The organism is Ruegeria sp. O11 (assembly GCF_056535285.1).
In genome coordinates, this window is sequence record NZ_JBQERS010000011.1 from 1 (window position 1) to 16,928 (window position 16,928).

The 16,928-nt window shown below is 54.0% G+C and carries 14 protein-coding genes; 4 read left to right on the top strand and 10 right to left on the bottom strand.

Translation table 11 applies throughout. The annotated features are described in order from the left end of the window. Positions 1-239 precede the first annotated feature (239 nt). Genes ACRZ91_RS16790 through gntH form a run of 3 tightly spaced genes read right to left on the bottom strand, consistent with a single transcriptional unit; the run spans position 240 to position 4,530 of the window. On the bottom strand, positions 240-1,523 hold the full coding sequence (locus ACRZ91_RS16790; protein WP_480907234.1) for a HupE/UreJ family protein: 1,284 nt from the start codon (positions 1,521-1,523) through the stop codon (positions 240-242). Beyond that, on the bottom strand, positions 1,516-3,282 hold the full coding sequence (locus ACRZ91_RS16795) for a hypothetical protein (protein ID WP_480907236.1): 1,767 nt from the start codon (positions 3,280-3,282) through the stop codon (positions 1,516-1,518). The genes ACRZ91_RS16790 and ACRZ91_RS16795 overlap by 8 nt, the downstream gene beginning before the upstream one ends. A 54-nt stretch (positions 3,283-3,336) precedes the next feature. Next, positions 3,337-4,530, bottom strand: coding sequence for a guanitoxin biosynthesis MBL fold metallo-hydrolase GntH (gene gntH, locus ACRZ91_RS16800; RefSeq protein WP_480907238.1), 1,194 nt, complete (start codon positions 4,528-4,530; stop codon positions 3,337-3,339). Between the two features lie 184 nt (positions 4,531-4,714). On the opposite strand from gntH, the gene ACRZ91_RS16805 reads away from it, so the two are divergent. The 3 genes from ACRZ91_RS16805 (at position 4,715) to ACRZ91_RS16815 (ending at position 6,601) form a co-directional block, all read left to right on the top strand. After that, positions 4,715-5,224 carry a TetR/AcrR family transcriptional regulator gene (locus tag ACRZ91_RS16805; RefSeq protein WP_170774512.1) on the top strand — a complete coding sequence of 170 codons (510 nt, stop codon included), beginning with the start codon at positions 4,715-4,717 and terminating at the stop codon, positions 5,222-5,224. Positions 5,225-5,664: 440 nt separating this feature from the next. Further along, complete coding sequence (locus ACRZ91_RS16810) at positions 5,665-6,084, top strand: DUF3010 family protein (RefSeq protein WP_480907240.1); 420 nt, start codon at positions 5,665-5,667, stop codon at positions 6,082-6,084. Positions 6,085-6,340: 256 nt separating this feature from the next. Beyond that, the gene (locus ACRZ91_RS16815) at positions 6,341-6,601 is read left to right on the top strand and encodes a hypothetical protein (protein WP_139056590.1); all 261 of its coding nucleotides are present in this window, start codon (positions 6,341-6,343) and stop codon (positions 6,599-6,601) included. Positions 6,602-7,641: 1,040 nt separating this feature from the next. On the opposite strand, the gene ACRZ91_RS16820 is transcribed toward ACRZ91_RS16815, so the two are convergent. From ACRZ91_RS16820 to ACRZ91_RS16850, 7 genes are read right to left on the bottom strand one after another with little or no spacing between them, the layout of a single operon-like run. Beyond that, a complete protein-coding gene (locus ACRZ91_RS16820) occupies positions 7,642-8,118 on the bottom strand; it encodes a class I SAM-dependent methyltransferase (protein WP_480456864.1) in 477 nt (158 codons plus the stop codon). Next, a complete protein-coding gene (locus tag ACRZ91_RS16825; protein ID WP_480907241.1) occupies positions 8,115-8,888 on the bottom strand; it encodes a polysaccharide deacetylase family protein in 774 nt (257 codons plus the stop codon). The genes ACRZ91_RS16820 and ACRZ91_RS16825 overlap by 4 nt, the downstream gene beginning before the upstream one ends. Further along, the gene (locus ACRZ91_RS16830) at positions 8,885-10,027 is read right to left on the bottom strand and encodes a glycosyltransferase family protein (protein ID WP_480907242.1); all 1,143 of its coding nucleotides are present in this window, start codon (positions 10,025-10,027) and stop codon (positions 8,885-8,887) included. The genes ACRZ91_RS16825 and ACRZ91_RS16830 overlap by 4 nt, the downstream gene beginning before the upstream one ends. Further along, positions 10,024-10,608 carry a histidine phosphatase family protein gene (locus ACRZ91_RS16835; RefSeq protein ID WP_480907244.1) on the bottom strand — a complete coding sequence of 195 codons (585 nt, stop codon included), beginning with the start codon at positions 10,606-10,608 and terminating at the stop codon, positions 10,024-10,026. Before ACRZ91_RS16835 ends, ACRZ91_RS16830 begins: the two co-directional genes overlap by 4 nt. Beyond that, positions 10,605-11,681 (bottom strand): glycosyltransferase family 4 protein, encoded by a 1,077-nt coding sequence (locus tag ACRZ91_RS16840; protein ID WP_480907246.1) that lies wholly within the window; start codon positions 11,679-11,681, stop codon positions 10,605-10,607. Before ACRZ91_RS16840 ends, ACRZ91_RS16835 begins: the two co-directional genes overlap by 4 nt. Continuing rightward, positions 11,681-12,928 (bottom strand): glycosyltransferase family 4 protein, encoded by a 1,248-nt coding sequence (locus ACRZ91_RS16845; RefSeq protein WP_480907248.1) that lies wholly within the window; start codon positions 12,926-12,928, stop codon positions 11,681-11,683. The genes ACRZ91_RS16840 and ACRZ91_RS16845 overlap by 1 nt, the downstream gene beginning before the upstream one ends. Further along, on the bottom strand, positions 12,925-14,139 hold the full coding sequence (locus ACRZ91_RS16850) for a glycosyltransferase family protein (RefSeq protein ID WP_480907250.1): 1,215 nt from the start codon (positions 14,137-14,139) through the stop codon (positions 12,925-12,927). Before ACRZ91_RS16850 ends, ACRZ91_RS16845 begins: the two co-directional genes overlap by 4 nt. 382 nt (positions 14,140-14,521) lie before the next feature. Here ACRZ91_RS16850 and ACRZ91_RS16855 point away from each other — a divergent pair, with 382 nt between their 5' ends. Then, on the top strand, positions 14,522-16,909 hold the full coding sequence (locus tag ACRZ91_RS16855; RefSeq protein WP_480907252.1) for a mechanosensitive ion channel domain-containing protein: 2,388 nt from the start codon (positions 14,522-14,524) through the stop codon (positions 16,907-16,909). The last annotated feature ends 19 nt before the right edge of the window (positions 16,910-16,928 follow it).

Consider the following 16,928-nt stretch of genomic DNA (forward strand, 5'->3'; position numbering starts at 1 on the left):
AATCTCAGCACGCTGTGCGGCGTTATAGTAAATGCGACGACGATACTTCATGGGAAACACTCCATCTTTGCTCAAAGATTAAAGTGTTGCGTCCACCTGTTGAGGGCACCCTGCAAAGTAGACTTTGAGCAGAATTCACTGACTGACCGGTATAAGCCCAATCTGTCTTATGCTACGGAACAGCCGAATGTGCGCTTTTCTCCCAGGCGGCCATCACGGCACGCGCCATCGCAATGACCTTAAGCCAGCGTGGAGTAAACCTCGGCAACTCGCTGAAAGGTCCAGTAGAAGGCGATAGCCGCGCATCCACCGGCTAAGCCCACTCGTAGGGACATCCACAAACTGGAGTTCACGCGTCGACACATTATCAAGGCAGGCCAGAGCGCAAGAATAATGGCGACTTGGCCAAGCTCGACGCCAAGATTGAAAGCAAGCAAGCTCTGCCAGATGTTTGGGGATGTAACCTGCAAAATCTTGTGCAACACAAAGCTAAACCCAAGCCCGTGCAAGAGGCCAATCAGCGTTGTCAGAAGCACCATCGTGACCTCAGAGCGCGCGCTGTCCTTAAAACTCATAAGCGCTGCGACGGCTGCAAAAATGATAGATAGCGCGATCCCGGTTTCGACGGCAGGTACAAACCACGCGCCCGATGGTACAAACCCGAAAAACCCCAGCGACAGCGTTACGCTATGCCCAACGGTAAAACCAGTTGCACGCAGCAATAGCGCCCTGAGTGTCTGCGCTCCAATGACCAAACACACAACAAAAAGAACATGATCCAATCCTTCGAGGATATGTCGTATACCTTCCCATACAAAACTCAGGAATCCTCCATACCCCTCTTGCTGAACCACTAATGGTTCAGTCATCAGACCCCGAGATCGGAAAATCTGCGGTGTGTCCGACGCGTAGTCGAGAATGAGGTTGGCCGTTTGGTCCTGATCCGGCAAGCCGGGGTCCAGCACGTTGGCAATGCTGTACGATTGGGCCGGGCCGTCAGTGTCATAATGCAGGACGAGATCGACAATTGTGTCACCAACAAAAAGCGGCGGCGTTAAGGCCGTTTCGGTGTCCACGGCCTGTTGAGCTTCGGCCAAAGTTGCAAATCCGGGCTCATTTCCAACTCGATGCAAGCGAACGGACTTAACTGTTCCTCTTAAGCGCTGATTATCGACCAACAGATGCAACCCACCTTCGGCGAATTGCCCCAGCCCATTGGGATCGCTCATGACAGCCTGCAAGTCGACAAAGTGGACCAACTGACCGTCGCTCATGGCATTAGTCGTGAATGGTGCAGCTTTAGGTAAGGCATCACCATCCTGATCACCGACCTTGTCTGCAACCAAATATGGCATGGGCGTACGGATGTAGATACGCAGACCGTCTTCGAAATGCTCGACATGCGAAATTCGAACGTTGAGGTTAAGTAAAAAATGCGCCGAGGCCGACAGCGTCAATGACAAAAACACACCGACAAACAGAGCGCCGAAAGCAAAGAACTTTGGCCTTAAACACTTATGCATTTGGATCGCGAGCCTCGATTACAGTTAATCCATCCAGCTTCCATTGCCCGGATTCAGGTACAACCTCGGCCAGCACTCGAAACGTAACGGCGCGCATGTGGGCATGCCCCCAATGACCGCCTTGAGCTTTCACTGTCCATTTGGCCAGAATGCTAAATCCACCCGGCTTGAGGGTAGGGTCAACGCGCTCTAATTTAAGGTCTCTAATATCGGTAACTGTAGCAAGACTGCCTCCTGGCGTTCGGATCACGAGACCACGTTCCACCTCTGTTGCGATGTCGCCCAGAGACGCTGCCGTAACAATGTGGGCCAGCTCTGCCTTTCTTGCTGCCGGCGAAGTTTCCAGCGTCACCGTGTTCAAGTTTTCGACCATCGAGCGCAGTATATCTTCCGCAACCTGCTGCTCAGGGCGCTCGGGCTTATTCCAGGGTAATTCCGGGAAATATCCCGAAAATACAAACGTTGCCGAAGCAGCGGCAATCATAGTCACGCAACTGGCACGCTTTGCGACTTTGCCTCTGGTTAGCAGGAGAAAACAGAGTGAGACGGCACTGATAATCCCGGCGATCAAAGCCGCGGCCGGGTTCTGCCGTTTCTGCTGTTCAACCGGAATCTGAGTAACAGATGCTCTTTGGTATTGGAGTAGGTGGTTCTGCCAGTGAAACTGAGGGTCCGCAGGTGTAACAGCTCCAAAGAACGGCCCGGCGATATCGTTTGAAATCGTTGCGACGCGGGAAATTTCCTCGTCAAACATATCCCATGTGACTGTCACTTGATCGGGAAGTTCTGCCGATGAGAAAGACAGGATGGCGCCGATAAACGCACTGTTCACGGACACTTCCTTTCCAGGCTCGACAACCTGAAAACCCTGCGATGTTAGCTCGAGGAGTTTTGCGGTTACGTTTGACGGTTGCACTAATTTGCCATCAATTGTCACTGGGTTACGTGAAGCCAGGAAGGACGCCGCCTGGTTTACGATCAAGGCGCTACGCTGTGGCGAAAGCGTTTGTCCCACTTCCGTGGTTTCATCAATCCAAGGCGCCAGTCTACGCAAGCGGATCAGCGTCTCGTGCCGAACTTCGCGGGGTTCGATATAAAGAAAGGTCGATGTCCCGTCCTGCGCTTTTCGATTCAGCTTCGCAGCGGAAAATCGGGTTTCCCAGGGGTCAGGCCAGTGAATCTTTAACTCTGCCGGCTTTGACAAGAAGCGGAAATCCGTGACCGGAACCTCTCGGTCAAAAACCTGCATCCCGATAGTCACCAGTGGTTCGCCATCCCGCGATGGAGGCACTATAGTCAGCTCCTTGGGAACTGAGTTTTGAAACGGAAAGAACACCTCGACGAACAAAACACGCGGATCTGTTGGCGGGCTAGGAACAATTTGACCCGAGAATGGATCGCGCTGACCTGCAAGCGGCGAGGCTCGGTCTAGGCGTGTTTGGTATTTCAACTTTCTGATTTCTGCGTGTAACGCCCGTTCGTCCCTTCCAAAAATCGACAGCGCCCGACTTAAGGTTTGCGTAGAACCTTGATTGGAATCTTGTTCAGCCTTCGGTTTACCCCCGGCGAAATCAGATGACCAACCGATTGGCAACATATCAGCAAACAACGGAATATCTTCGACATAGATCTCAAGGTCGACGTAGACCCCATCATCTTTGACATGAAGAACAGCGATATTGGGGGCGACTTCTGATCCGTTAGTCAGAACGACATCCGCCCAAACGGCTTGTGCATCAGGGGCCATCAGGCTCAGCATCAGGGATAGTCGGTACAGATACTGCCAAATCGGAATTTTGTTCACCCCTGAACGTTAATTATCAGGCATTGGCGGTGGCGTGTAACCATCCCATTTGCCGGCTTGAACTTTTTCAGAAGGCTCTTTTTCTTTTGAGCGCGGAGCATTGATGTATTCGTCGCTCACAGCTGGTGGCAGAGCGTATTCGTCAACACTCGCTTCCCGAACAACGATCTGATCCTTAGTTACGTTTATCACCTGTAGATCTCGCGCCAGCGTGAGCGGTCCATCGTATGTCGAACGGACACCTTCCAGGATTGCCTGATAGTTTTCGGGTGAAAGAACAGAGTGATATCCTAGGGCCATGCGTGGCTCGACAGCGGACATAACTTTGCCGAAAGCCGCAGGTTCCGTATGAACGCGTGTAGCTACATAAGTCGCCTGTTTCATGTCCCAGCCAAAATAAGGGGCTAGCGCATCCGGAGGCAGGAAGGCCTCGTGAGACGCGATGTCCGCCCCTTTGGCATATTCTACATACCATTTGTTCGGGTATGTATCGCCACCAAAGACGTATTTCAGCCCATTCCATTCTAGAGAGTAGCTTACCGAGCCATCCAGACTGTGGATCGCAGGCCAGGAACGGATAGTTACGTCGTTCTCCTGATAAACAATCTCGTTTTCCTGCATGTAATCGAATTCAGTGACTTCAAGCTTGGCGCCATCATCCGGCAGCGCGCCCGTTCGCGTGGCCAAGTCCCAGGCGTAAGCTTTGGACATGCCCTCAACATAGGCTTTGGTGCCCAGTTCATCTTCTGATCCGGACGGGCCGAAGATGCGGAGCGGGGTATATCTGCCCGAAAGCCAACCTCCGACGTGGAGGCCCATGAAGTCTCCAACGTGATCAACATGCAAATGGCTGAAGAAGACCTTGTCGATCTTTGCGAAGTCCGGTCGCAGCGAGAACAGGTTTCCCGTTGCGCCAGTTCCTACGTCAAACAGAAAGACGTCCCCATTCCCAAGTTCCACGTAAAACGAAATCGAAACGGCTGCCTTGGTTTGGTTAGGCATACCCGTCCCCAATGCCGTGATACGCATTTCATCCGCGCCGAGGATTTCAGTGTTGGGAAAGTATGACGCGGGATAAACACCATCTTTAATTGCAGATGCAGTTCGACCAGTCGGCAGCGCGTTTTGCGCTGAAGCGGCGCCAGCCAACGACAAACCCAAAGCCAATAATGCGCCAGTCGTGGAATTCATAATGCTCTTCATTGATCCCCCCTTTTCTGCATGGCATTTCTAAGAGCACGATGTCGTGAACTCCCAGTTACCCATAGACTTGTCTACGGTACGACCATAGACTACTCTATGTCAAATAATGAATGCTGTAATCTGAATGTCAGAAACTGTCACCCGAGCCTCACCCAAAAACGCCGCGACTAAGGAAGACTGGATATTGCTGGCCTACAAAGTCCTCAACGAGGGCGGCGTTTCCGCGATAAAAGTCGTGCCAATGGCAAAGCGACTCAACCTGACAAGCGGTAGCTTTTACTGGCATTTCAAGAACGTCCGTGAGCTTTTGGATGAAGTTCTCAGATATTGGGAGCAGGAACTGACTGACAAAGTAATCGCACAGGCAAAGACATTTGGCGGCCCCCCTGAAGACCGCATTCTTCTTCTTATGAAAAAGGTCATTGAAGAGGACGCCGCCTTGCCGGATCACGCCGTCTCGGTCTGGGCAAATACCGATAAAAAAGTGCAAGAAGCGTATCAAAGAACCATCGGCAAGCGCTTCCAGTTCGCCGCCTGGATGTTTGAACAGGCCGGTTTCTCGAAAGAAGAAGCGAAAGCGCGTGGAAGATTAATGGTTACTTCGCTGATGGGAGACTCCTCGACCGGTCTGAAAGCGCGAGGCGATTGGGTAAAGGTTATAGAGCGGGAACATGCAATTCTTGTCGGAAAGTAGAAGATAGAATAAAAATATTGTCCGGCATTGTGAGTTTGCTCGAAACGGACCGCCAGTTTCAAATTGTACTGTAGGAAGATCACACGCAACAAAGGCGGAAGCCGACGTTCAGTCTGTGACCATCAAGGTCCGCTTCGTCCGCATAGCGGTCGTTCGACGTGAGCCAAGCGAATGTCCGCTTTGTTAAGCTAAGCAAGATCTAAAATCACAATTCAGAAATTCCTTTCGGTGCCTACGGAAAACCTCACAGAGAGACTTGGGCGGATTTTTTGGGCTCTCTGGCGTGGCATCACCGCCCTCTACCGTCTTGTCTTATGCCAGCATTTCGGATCGTAAAAACTAAGCTTGTTGACCGCGATAACGCGCACACATCGGTATAGGTGGCATATATTCTGGTCCGAAAGATGTTAGTGAGGAACTGCCACACAAAGGAATGACAGATGAGAGTATGCGGTTGCGAGATATCGGCACAGGAGGTTCGGCTTGCCGTTGTCGACCTGGATGACGAGGGCAAGGTGGAGATGCTCCGACCTAAGACCACAAGGATTGAACTCGAGGATGATACATCCGAGGCAGATCTGCGTTCATTCATGGCCGCGCTTGATGAGTTTGCTCGCGAAAACGAGGTTGGAACATTTGCGATCAAAACGCGCGCAAAGAAAGGCCGTATGGCAGGCGGTGCGGTCTCTTTCAAAATTGAGACTCTGATCCAACTTACAGAAGGATGTCACACTAGGTTCGTTAATCCGGTGGCTTTATTCAATTTCGCCAAGAAGGAAGTTAAAGAGTATCCCGAGAAGCTGCCGGTCTATTTGAAGAACGCCTTTCTTTCTGGTGCTTATACATTGGCCAAGGACTGATGTCAGATCTTGGCTGTTGTGGCTGGAAGTCCATGTGTGTGATTCCATGCCCAGTGCTCTATTTTCCAACATTATCAAATGGCTACCTGCCACCGAGCCCTTCTTGTTTCAGGGTTTCCCAGCTTTGAGGGCATTAGAGAATGTTAACGTAGCGTGAACGATGCATTCAAATTTGGTTCAATCTCGTTCAAGTAATTTGGTATTGCTTGCCTCAATTTTGGCCAAGTGTTTATCCGACTATATTTGGGGGAATATTATGTCAAAATCCAAACTTACTATCATCAGCTTATTAGCGGCGACCATGGCTTTCTCGGTGCCTGTTTACGCCGAGGACGTACCTGATGACCCTGACCCGCCAACCCAAACGAAGAAAGGGGATAACGGCTGGGGCAACGGTGCCGATACCACAAATGCAGGGAGTTTCTCAGGCGGCACAAGTTCGTCAAAGAGCACAAACGGAGGCTCGCGGGACGATAGAAACTATCCTTCGGCGCTTGATAGGTTCGAAGGACGGTAACACAGCCGGAATTGAGAATCATTGTGGGCGGCGCTGGCCGCCCATTTCACGTCTGACCGGACCAGTTTTGCAGGAGCAGCCAGTGTTTACGCTGGCGACCCGAATCTCAGAGTACTCCAGCATTTCGGATGTGGCTCTGTGTAGCGCCATCAGAGCACAGGTCGCCCACATAGAGATGTAATAGTTGAATTGGAGCGTTTAGGCGGGTTACCGATGAGGAGGCGGAAATCCGGCGTAGGTGCCGTGAAGATTTCCCTTTGGCTTTAATCCCTCTACAAACTCTTATCTAACCACCGCATAGCATCGTTAGTGAACGCTTGCATTTTTCTACATCTTCTCCTGAGAATACGTCCTTACTAATCGGTTGTGGCACCGCCATCAGACTAGATGTCCCGATGGTCTAAATTTGTCGGTCCCCCAAGCTAGGAAAGGCATATCTCTCAATCGCCAAAAGCCAAATTTCCCCATACCGTTTGCTATGCCACATTGGCAGCAGATATGCGTGCGTGCGCAGGGCGGCTTCGCGACGCGTCAGCGTTTCCCGTTTTCTGACGGTATCCGGATCGCTGCCAGACCGAGCCACTTTTCTTTACTCACGCGCTAACTCTCTGGCCTCGGCCAGCCTGACCAACGAGGCGGACCCCAACCCTAGGTTTCTTCTTTTCCCGTATACGACGGTCCTAAGTATCCAAGACTTACCCCGGCTTTGCCAATGCGCAGATACAGACCGCCTCCATCGACATGCATCCCCGGCTCTTTGAGGTTTTGAACTTTTCGTACTGTAAGAGAAGGCACCGTTTTTCTGTCCCATCATTTGACCGATCAAAAAACATAAGACAGTGTGAGATGGGATGAAAAAGGATAGGACGAAAAGCTGGATATTTTTCTTAGTTTACAGAATGAAGTGAGAATTTCAGAAATCACATGAGAAGATAGTTTGGCAGTCTCCTCCGCTATCAGCATCCCCAAAGTACGGTACACTTGCTCATTTTGGTGACCAAATTGCTTGTTGATCGCTTGGAGCAGCATATGAAGTTGCATCAGGCGCGATAAAACAGATAGCGATCAGGTGCGATGGTTTCAGGGCCCTGTATCGGGGTGAAACCTACCAGGGGTTGTCCTGATATCAGCAAGCCGCCGGGGCACATCACCTGTTTGACCAGAGGGCTCAGGCGGGCTGCTTCGGCAACGTCGTCTGACTTGATCCCGCGACCAAAATCATAGTGCGCTAGTGCGATAGTATGGCCAGCTTCCGCCAATTTCAGTAACATCGGTTCCGCTTCGCCTTGCAGAAAATCTTCTGCAGGAGGCGTGCTGTCAGGATGGCATTGCAATACGCGATCCATTACCCAAATTCGGCGTAAAGGCAGGATCTCGCGTAAATGGTCATAGGTACGTCCATTGCCCAGCCCCAAGTCTAGAACATCTCCGTCCATGGCGTCGATCTGTGCAGCGGCCCAATTCAACCCGTCGCGTTGCGCGGTCAGGCGTCGCAGCATGGAATCCAGTCGACTCATTCGGGTTCTCCTAGAATTTCGTTGCATGGCGCAGTCCAAGGAATTCCTGGCCCATCAAGCAGCCTGTGCAACAGGTCTTTCGTAAACGTCCAGATGTCCTGATCATGGACCAGATGATGCGTCAACACCCCAAATGCTTCTGCATTGTCTGCGCGCCCGGTGCGTCGATCCTGTAGCAGCACGACCACCTGCGAAATCAGCGTATTCGGGTCAGCCAAGCCGCGAGTTCCGCGCCAGTCGATAGGATCGAGATGCGTATTTACCTGCTCGAGACCAAGAGCGGCGAGTGGTGTTTTCCGAGGTGTTGAGGTCGATACTATCCGAAAACCCAGCGCTCGGAGATGTGCTGTAACTTCAGGATCAATCCGGTTCCAAGGTGGCACAAACATCGGGCGTAACTGATCACCGAACAGATTCTGTAGCCGAGTCAGTCCGGCCCTTGCGTCAGAAACAATGGCTTCGATTGGTCGGTGCAAACGGAACTCAGCTTTCTTTTCACCTATGGGTGCGTGGTTCTGATGCGCCCAGCCATGCACAACCGGGATTAAGGCGGTCTGATCACGCACATAGTCCGCCAATGACACCTCAGCTGGGCGCGGGATCACCGCCAGATGGACCGGCAGGCCCAGCTCAACGGATATCAATGTGAGTTTTTCGAGCTGTGGCGTCACCGAGATCGCGTCGTCATCGCGCCACCACAAGGGCAGCGTCAAATCCGCTTCTTCCCAGCGCTGCAACTCAATCATCAAGGGTTGCCAATCAGGGCTCATCGGCGGGCCTCATATAAGTCGGTCACAATTTCCACCGATCGGCGGGCGCCATCAAACCCTTCAGACATTGGAGGACGAGCAACACCCGACATTACACGATCCAGTGCATTCAGCAGTGAGGGTCCGGATAGTTCAGAACTGTTCAGCACCTCAACCCCATCCAATTGCGAAAGTGCCCGCGCACGCAATCCCTGCTCGACCTCTTTGCCGTCGTCGAATGGGATCAACACAGCAGGGGCGCCGCATTGCAGCAGATCCATGGCTGTATTGTATCCGCACATACTAACCGAGGCCGCAACAAGCGGAAGCATTTGACGAAAATCTGGGCGAACGGGTTCCAGAATAACTGTTGTCCCCTCGGCCAACTGCGAAAGCTCGGCTATGCGCGCTTTGGCGTCCTGTCCACCCACCAACAGGCGCCAGCGCTTGTTGGGCATCTTTCGGGCGGCCTCAATGGCCGCCTGAAAGATCGGTTGGCCAACTGATCCGCCACCGGCACTTACGATGATCTCGTCCCGACCTGTATCCTCCGGATGGCTTGGTGGTGCGCTCGGTGCGACGAAACCCGTGTAGTGCAGCTGTGCTGCCAGTTGCGATGAAACAGGCCAACTGACGTCGAGGGGTGTGATCCGAGGGTCGGCATGGACCAGAACACCGTCATAAAACTCTGCAATAACTTCGTCCGTTCGGATCGCTTTTGCAGGCTTTGATGGCGGCGCAAGAATATCGCGGATTGAACTCAGTATAACAGGGGGGCGAGATATCCCCCGCGCGGCTTTTATTGCCGCTTGGAACTCTGCTGCGAGCGAACGTCGTCCAAACGGATATAGCTCGGTGATCAGAACCTGCGGCCCGAAGCTGCGTACTGCCTGAACCAGTCCGGTTGCGCGTGCTTCGAAATAGGCGGCGTCTGCAACGGTACCATCCTGATCTAGCAATCGGGTAAAATCGGTGCCATCCGACCTCAGCGGCGGCAAACCCAGCAGAGACATCCCGGTCGTATCCAGCTGCGGTGCGGGCATACCTCCGGAAACGACAAGAACTTCATGATTCTGATCAGCGAATGCGCGCGCCAATGTCAGTGCCCGGCTCAGATGTCCGGTGCCCAACAGGTGGGTAACGACGATCATCACCTTCATTTCCAGGCCTCACGCGCAAGCAGGCGGACGGGTTCGGGCTGGGCCCGCATCGGATTCAACTCGATGACAAATAACCTGTTGCGTTTGATTTTGAACGGGGCGGGGCCTGCAAAGTTCCAGCCCCAGGCCTTGGCCAAAATCACCCGCATGATGCCGATATGGCAGACGGCAAGATTGTCGCCCGTCAGGCCATCCATCCAAGGTGCGATTCTTGCCCAAAGTTCTGCCGGGCTTTCACCGTTAGGTGGTCGGTAATCCCAACCCCACTCTTCAATATGACGATAGCCGCTATCGGGAATCGCGATCAGGTCCACGCCGCGTTGCCCTTCCCAATTTCCCCAGTTCATCTCGGTCAAGGCTTTGGATGTTTTGGGGGCTTTGCCAGATACAAGTTCAGCGGTTTCAGCTGCGCGACTTAGCGGGCTGGACCAGATCGATGCAGTGTCCCACGGCGATGGCAGACAATATCCCGCAAGCTCGGCACGGGCATCAATATCCAGGGGAATGTCGCTGCGACCCTGAATGCGACCAGCGCGGTTCCATTCGGTATGTCCGTGGCGCAATAGGGCGAGGCGGGTCATTCTTCTTTCTCCAACAAGGGATGCACGGCAGTCCAGAACCGATCCGTCGCCGACGGGATCAGATGGCGTTGCGCGATGTAGGCGCGGGCGCGATCACCCTCGGTTCGCCGAAGGTCGCGATCATCCAAGAGCAACTGTATACGAGAGGCCAGCCCTTTGGTGCCCGAACTTACATTGGGATGATCAGAGGGCATCAGTACATCACGCACGCCGGGGCGATCTTGTGCCACGACCGGAACACCGCTGGCCTGGGCCTCAAGATAGACCATGCCATAGGCTTCGTTGACGCCGGGCCAGACAAACATCGATGCCTGACGGTAGTGCTCTTGCAATGTGTCTCGATCAAGCTGACCCAGAAACCTGACGCGGGACCCGAACTGCGCCATCAGCGCTTCGACTTTGGGACGGGCAGGGCCATCGCCAGCGATGTCCAGCACCCAATCGCCTGTGAGATGCTCCAGCGTCTCGGCCAGAATCGTGTACGAGGCCAACTTATCCCCAGAACGCATCATACCCACCGTCAGCATCGGGCCATCGCGGGCAGATGGGGAAGGCAATTCAGCAACTGGCAGAAACGGAGGCAATTCTACCAATGTCTGTGTGTGGAATTTCTCGCGCTCCAGCGTGATCAGATCGTTGGCTGTGTGATAAAATATTATCTGCGCGGCATCACAGGCGTCGTGCGCCGACTGGGCAAACCCGGCCCATGGACCCGAGAGCCGACTGGTGGCACGAGTGCTTTCCAGCTGTACATATGGGATACCCCGCGCGCGACATACTACGGGGCCCAACAGGTCCGGCGCTTTGTAGTAGTTGTGATATGTCACCCAAAGGTCTGTGTCCGATGGCAGTTCCGTGATCAGCCGCGTAGCTTCGACCATCGCTTTGTCTCGCAACTGATTCTGAAGTGGGCACTCACCCTTCTTGTCGTAAATCCGCAGGTCTGATGCGAGTTCAACAATGTTGTTTTGGGCGCGGATTGCAGTGATCAGGTTGCGTGCCATTTCGCGGTCGCCCGAAGGCTTGGGGCTGTCGGGGGATTTCATCGGCGCATAAAAAGCCACCCGAGCCATCACCGACCATCCGTGCACAATGCGTTTAACCGCTCGGACAGGCGATGTATGCCCGGATCCATACGAAAGTCGGCGATCAAACGGTCATACGCTGCCTCTGCCATTTGCGCGGTTTTGGCCGGGTTCTGGGCAAGGTTGGAAATGGCGGAGGCCAAAGAGGCCGGGTCGTCCTGCGATAGAATTCCATGGACGCCAGTTTCGATGAACTCTGGGATCGCCGATATCGGCGTCGACAAAATCGGAAGGCGCTGAGACGCCGCCTCCATCAGCACGTTCGGCAAGCCATCTCGGTCACCATCTTCAGCAATCCGGCTGGGCAGCACAAACAGGTCAGAGCGGCGCATCTCCGTAATGACCTCAGGTTGGTCGCATGCACCCATCCAGGTGATCCGATCTGACAGCCCTGCGGCATCGGCCTGTGCACCCAGTTTATTGGCCAGTGTCCCGCCACCGATATGGGTCCAGTGCCAGTCCAAAGTGTCAGGGAGCAGAGCAAACGCGTCGATAAGGCGATCAAAGCCCTTTTTCTCGACCAACCGCCCGACTGAAAGCATATGAAAGGGTGCGTCGGCCGCCCGCTGGCCACGCTCAGGAGGGGTCGGAAAACGGGACAGGTCCAGACCGTGGTAAATCAACTCAATGCGCGCAGGATCATCTGCCAATTCGCGCAGATGCGCTGCACCGATGGCGGTGCAGGTTGCCCCAAAAGTGGCTCCGTGACTTTTCAGGTGCAGTTTTTCCTTTTTTTCCCAGTCTGGCGAGGTCCAAATATCTTTGGCGTGCGCTGAGAAACTCCACGGCAGGCCGCGCATGATCGCAGCGTAACGGGCGACCGACGATGGCGTGTGCATGAAATGCGCGTACAGCGCTTGCGTTTCCTCAGGTAACTCGGCAGCTAGCACGCAAGCCTGTCCGAACCGGCGAATGCGGTTATGGGTTTGGTCTCGGCGCAGGTCTTGCCGCCAGACTCGATAGGCCTCCGGGTATCCGGGCAAACCCGAAGCGACGGCGCGTGCAGCGGCAAGCCGTTCAGGTTCGTCAAAAAGGTATTCTGGCAGATAGCGTACTTGACCATTGAAACGATCATGCAGCGGGTGCCGCTTGGCGTCGGTCGGATGGCGCAAAGACCAGATATCGAAGTTGTGGCCAGCCTCTTGCAAGGCAACGAGTTCTTGGGCAATGAACGTCTCGGACAGGCGCGGCCAGCCTTTGACTAGCACCGCAAGCCTGGGGTGTGTTTTGATCATCCTGTCGCGCGCTCTTGTTCTGCGGCTAGTAGTGCGGTGATGCGATGGGTGACGTAGTTCAGACCATCCAGCAAACCGGCGCTTATGGCTTGCGACGGCAAGGGCTGAAGGGGAAGATTGCGGATCGCGTGGATCATCGCGTCCGCCGTCAGACCGTCACGATTTTCATCGAGCATTCGCACCAGTCCCAGTTCTTCCGCGCGAGAGGCGCGTATCCATTGTTCCAGACGGGGTGTTGTGCGCGGGACGATGACCGCGCGTTTGTCGAAGGACAGTACTTCGCAGAAGGTATTGTAGCCGCCCATGCAGACCACACCGGCTGCTCCGGCGAACAGCGTTTCGATCTGAGATTCAAAACCAACAGCTGTGACCCGGCCATCAAGTGCGGCGACGCGGGTTTCAAAATCCTCGCGCAATTCACCTGACAGGAATGGCCCATACACCAGCACGGCACGCGGAGAAAGGTCCGGGTCTTTCTCATAGGCGGACAGCACGAGATTGACCATCGCTTTGCCATCGCCGCCACCGCCGGGCGTAATCAGGATATAAGGTTGCTCGGGCGGCTCACCGACAGGCCCCAGATCACGCCTTAGATATCCGGTCCAGTGCATGCGTTGTTGCGCTGCCGGACTAAGGGGTAGACCTTGGGTCGGGTCATAGATCGAGCGCAAGCCATATACCCAGATCTCATCGTAGAAACGCTCGGTTGCCGAGATCGCTTCTTTGCGTTCCCATTCGGCGGCCAATACATCGGGTTCGTCCAGAACATCGCGCAGACCCAGTACCAGCTTGGTTGAACACGAATTTTCAAGATATTCCAGCGTCGGCAACAATTCTCCGCGAAACCCGGTCGGTTCTTTGTCGACTATCAGAACATCCGGGTCAAATTGCGCGACAGCCGTTTGGATAAGGCTTGCACGAAGCTCAGTTACATCATCAATCCCCATGCCAATGGTTTGTGAGGCGTAAGAACCGTCCGAGCGTTTGGTGACGCCAGGCAGGCGAACATGGTCGACCCGTCGTGGAAAAGTAAAACGACCCGCTACCGGAGAGCCGGTCAAGATCAAAGCCGAAGCGCGTTGATCGGCCTGTGTAATCGCTGCCGCCAAAGCTCGAGACCGGCGCAAATGGCCCAGACCGAACGTGTCGTGACTGTATAGCAGGATACGAGGCGCGCGGCCGTGATGTTCGTTTTTGTTACCTCGGCTCATGCCTTCGCCTGTTTCGGTTCCGATGCAACTCCGCGCGTTTGCACCTGAGTATCCTATTTCATTCGCGCCTGCGCGCAAAAGGTGGGAATTTTTCCCTGCAAATGCGCCAAACATTGCGAATTGGCAACAGCATATTCGTTACCTTGTCGTCAATGTGACGCGGCCCCTTTGTTGGCGATTGCCCGCAATGAACAAGATTGCGTGCGATCCTAGGGCTCAGGCCGTCATATTCAATTTTTGGTTGCTTGAAAATACCTTATCCAGACGTTTGCGCCGAGGCCACTGGCCTCACGCAAAGATGCCTTTGCGTGCGCGGATGATTTGAACAGCAGACCAAGCTTCTGTAGTCTTGCCGGCAACTGTGATTTGGGTGCGAGACACTATGAAAACGAATATTCTGGCCGGGCTGTTTCTGGTGCTTTGGGCCGCAATGCTTGCATGCGTACCCGGAGCAGAGGCGCAAACCTCGCTGATCCCGGGATATCCAATTGGATCGTCCGAAGAAACCAGCACATCAAGTTCGGCAGAAGAGGGCGATCTGGCAGCTGCGATCCGCGCGGCTTCTGAAGCTGGTGCAAGTGTCATCGTAATCGACAGCGCGGGACAGGTGGTTTCGTCAGCCAATAATGGCGGGGCAACATCCGATCCAGAGGTCGTTGACCCGATGGCGGAAGGGTCTCAACTGATGAAGGCTCAGGAGCGGTTCTCGAAATTTCGGGAATCTGTGCGCTCGCGTTTAGAAGCGCTTCCGTATTCGGTTTTTGAGGTGCAGTACGTTCTGAGACAAACCAGCCCGGATGGCCGTATTCAGACCTATTTCGAGGTCTTGGCCTGGAACATTGTTTTTCTTCTGCTGGGACGCTGGTTATCGACCGAGATTTACGGAAAGCGTATCGCCAAGCGTTGGGTTGTTGCCCGCATCAAGGAAAACCCCGTTGGCTATCGCGAGAAAATGCCTTTCTTGGTTTACCGCTTCGTAATGGGCATCGGTGGGACGATCTTTGCGATGCTGATGGCGCTGATCGTGGGGTATCTGTTCTTTGGCGAAGCCGAGGATATATCCATTCAGTTCACTGTCACGGCGATTTTTACTGCGTTCTTCCTGTCGCGCACGGTTGCGGACTTGTGGCGGATGATCTTGTCACCGTTTCTCAGCCAGTACCGTTTGCCCCCGTTTTCCGATCGGGACGCCAAGCGGCTATACCGGTGGGCGTCGGCAATCGCGACGTTTGATATCTCGGTCGTGCTTTTCTCGACTTGGGTTGCGGATTTTGGGCTGAACTACAATGTTTATGCCTTGGTTTATGGTAGCCTGACTCTGGCCGGTGCGCTGGGCAATCTCTTGATGATATTGTTCAATGCCCGCGCGATTTCTCATGCGATCCGTGGCGGGCGTTTGCCCGAACAAGTTTCGTGGATATTACGATTTATCTCGTTCGCCTGGGCGCCGGTATTGATGCTCTACATTGTGTTCAGCTGGTTCAAGCTAGCAGTTGATCTGGTTTTGGAGATCGAGGATTCCGTCCCGATCGTAGCCAGCAGCTATGCAATATTCATGTCAGTAGTCGTTGCATATGGTGCGATGAACTATCTGCTGGAACGCTACTTTGATCGCAATCGTCAGATCGCGGAACTGAATACCGAAGCGGATGAGGCCGAGGCAGGTGAGGCTGCAGCGCTTGTCACACCCGAGGCTGAAAAGCGCAAACACGCCATATTGACCTACGAAGATCTTGCCCGAAGGGTGGCCGGTATTCTGGCCTTTGTGGTGGGGCTATATGCGCTGGTCGTGATCTGGAATCCGCAAGCCAACTGGAGCGATGATTTGCCCATCGAGCGAGCGCTTGATGTGATGGTGATCTTGTTCATCGGCTACATTCTGTTTCATTTTTTCCGGGTCTGGATCGACAGCAAGATTGCTGAAGAGGTTGACGATGGTGCCGCCGATGCCGAGCTTGGCGACGAAGGGGGCGAAGGTGGACAGAGCCGGCTTGCGACATTGCTTCCCCTGTTTCGCGGTGCCATCCTGGCTGTGGTCGTTGTCACCATCGCGCTGATTGTTTTGATGGAACTCGGGATCAATGTCAGCCCGCTGTTTGCGGGTGCTGGTGTTGTAGGATTGGCCGTAGGATTCGGGTCGCAAACGCTGGTGCGCGATATCTTTTCGGGTGCGTTTTTTCTGATGGATGATGCATTCCGTAAGGGTGAATATATCGATATCGGCGATGTGAAGGGAACGGTTGAAAAGATCTCGGTTCGGTCCTTCCAGTTGCGACACCATCTGGGCGCGCTCAACACGATTCCCTTTGGCGAGATCAAGGTGTTGACCAATTACTCGCGCGATTGGGTGATCATGAAGCTGCCGTTGCGTGTGACGTATGACACGGATGTCGAAAAAGTACGGAAGCTGATCAAAAAATTGGGTCAGGAATTGCTGAGTGATCCGGTGATCGGAGAAAACTTTATCCAGCCTCTGAAATCTCAGGGCGTGATCGAGATGCAGGATTCGGCGATGATTATCCGGGTCAAGTTCATGACCAAACCAGGCGATCAGTGGCTGGTGCGCAAGAAAGTATATCAAGATATCCGTGAACTGTTTGCCCGCGAAGGTATCCGGTTCGCGCATCGCGAGGTCACCGTAAGATTGGCAGACGGCAAAGAGGCCGAAGACTTAACGCCAAAACAGCGCGAAGCGGTTACAGGCGCTGTTCAGGCTGCGATTGACGAGGATTATCTGGATGATATCGGGCCTGGCGGCGACGATCGCTAAGCCGGCTCCCGCCTCTTTG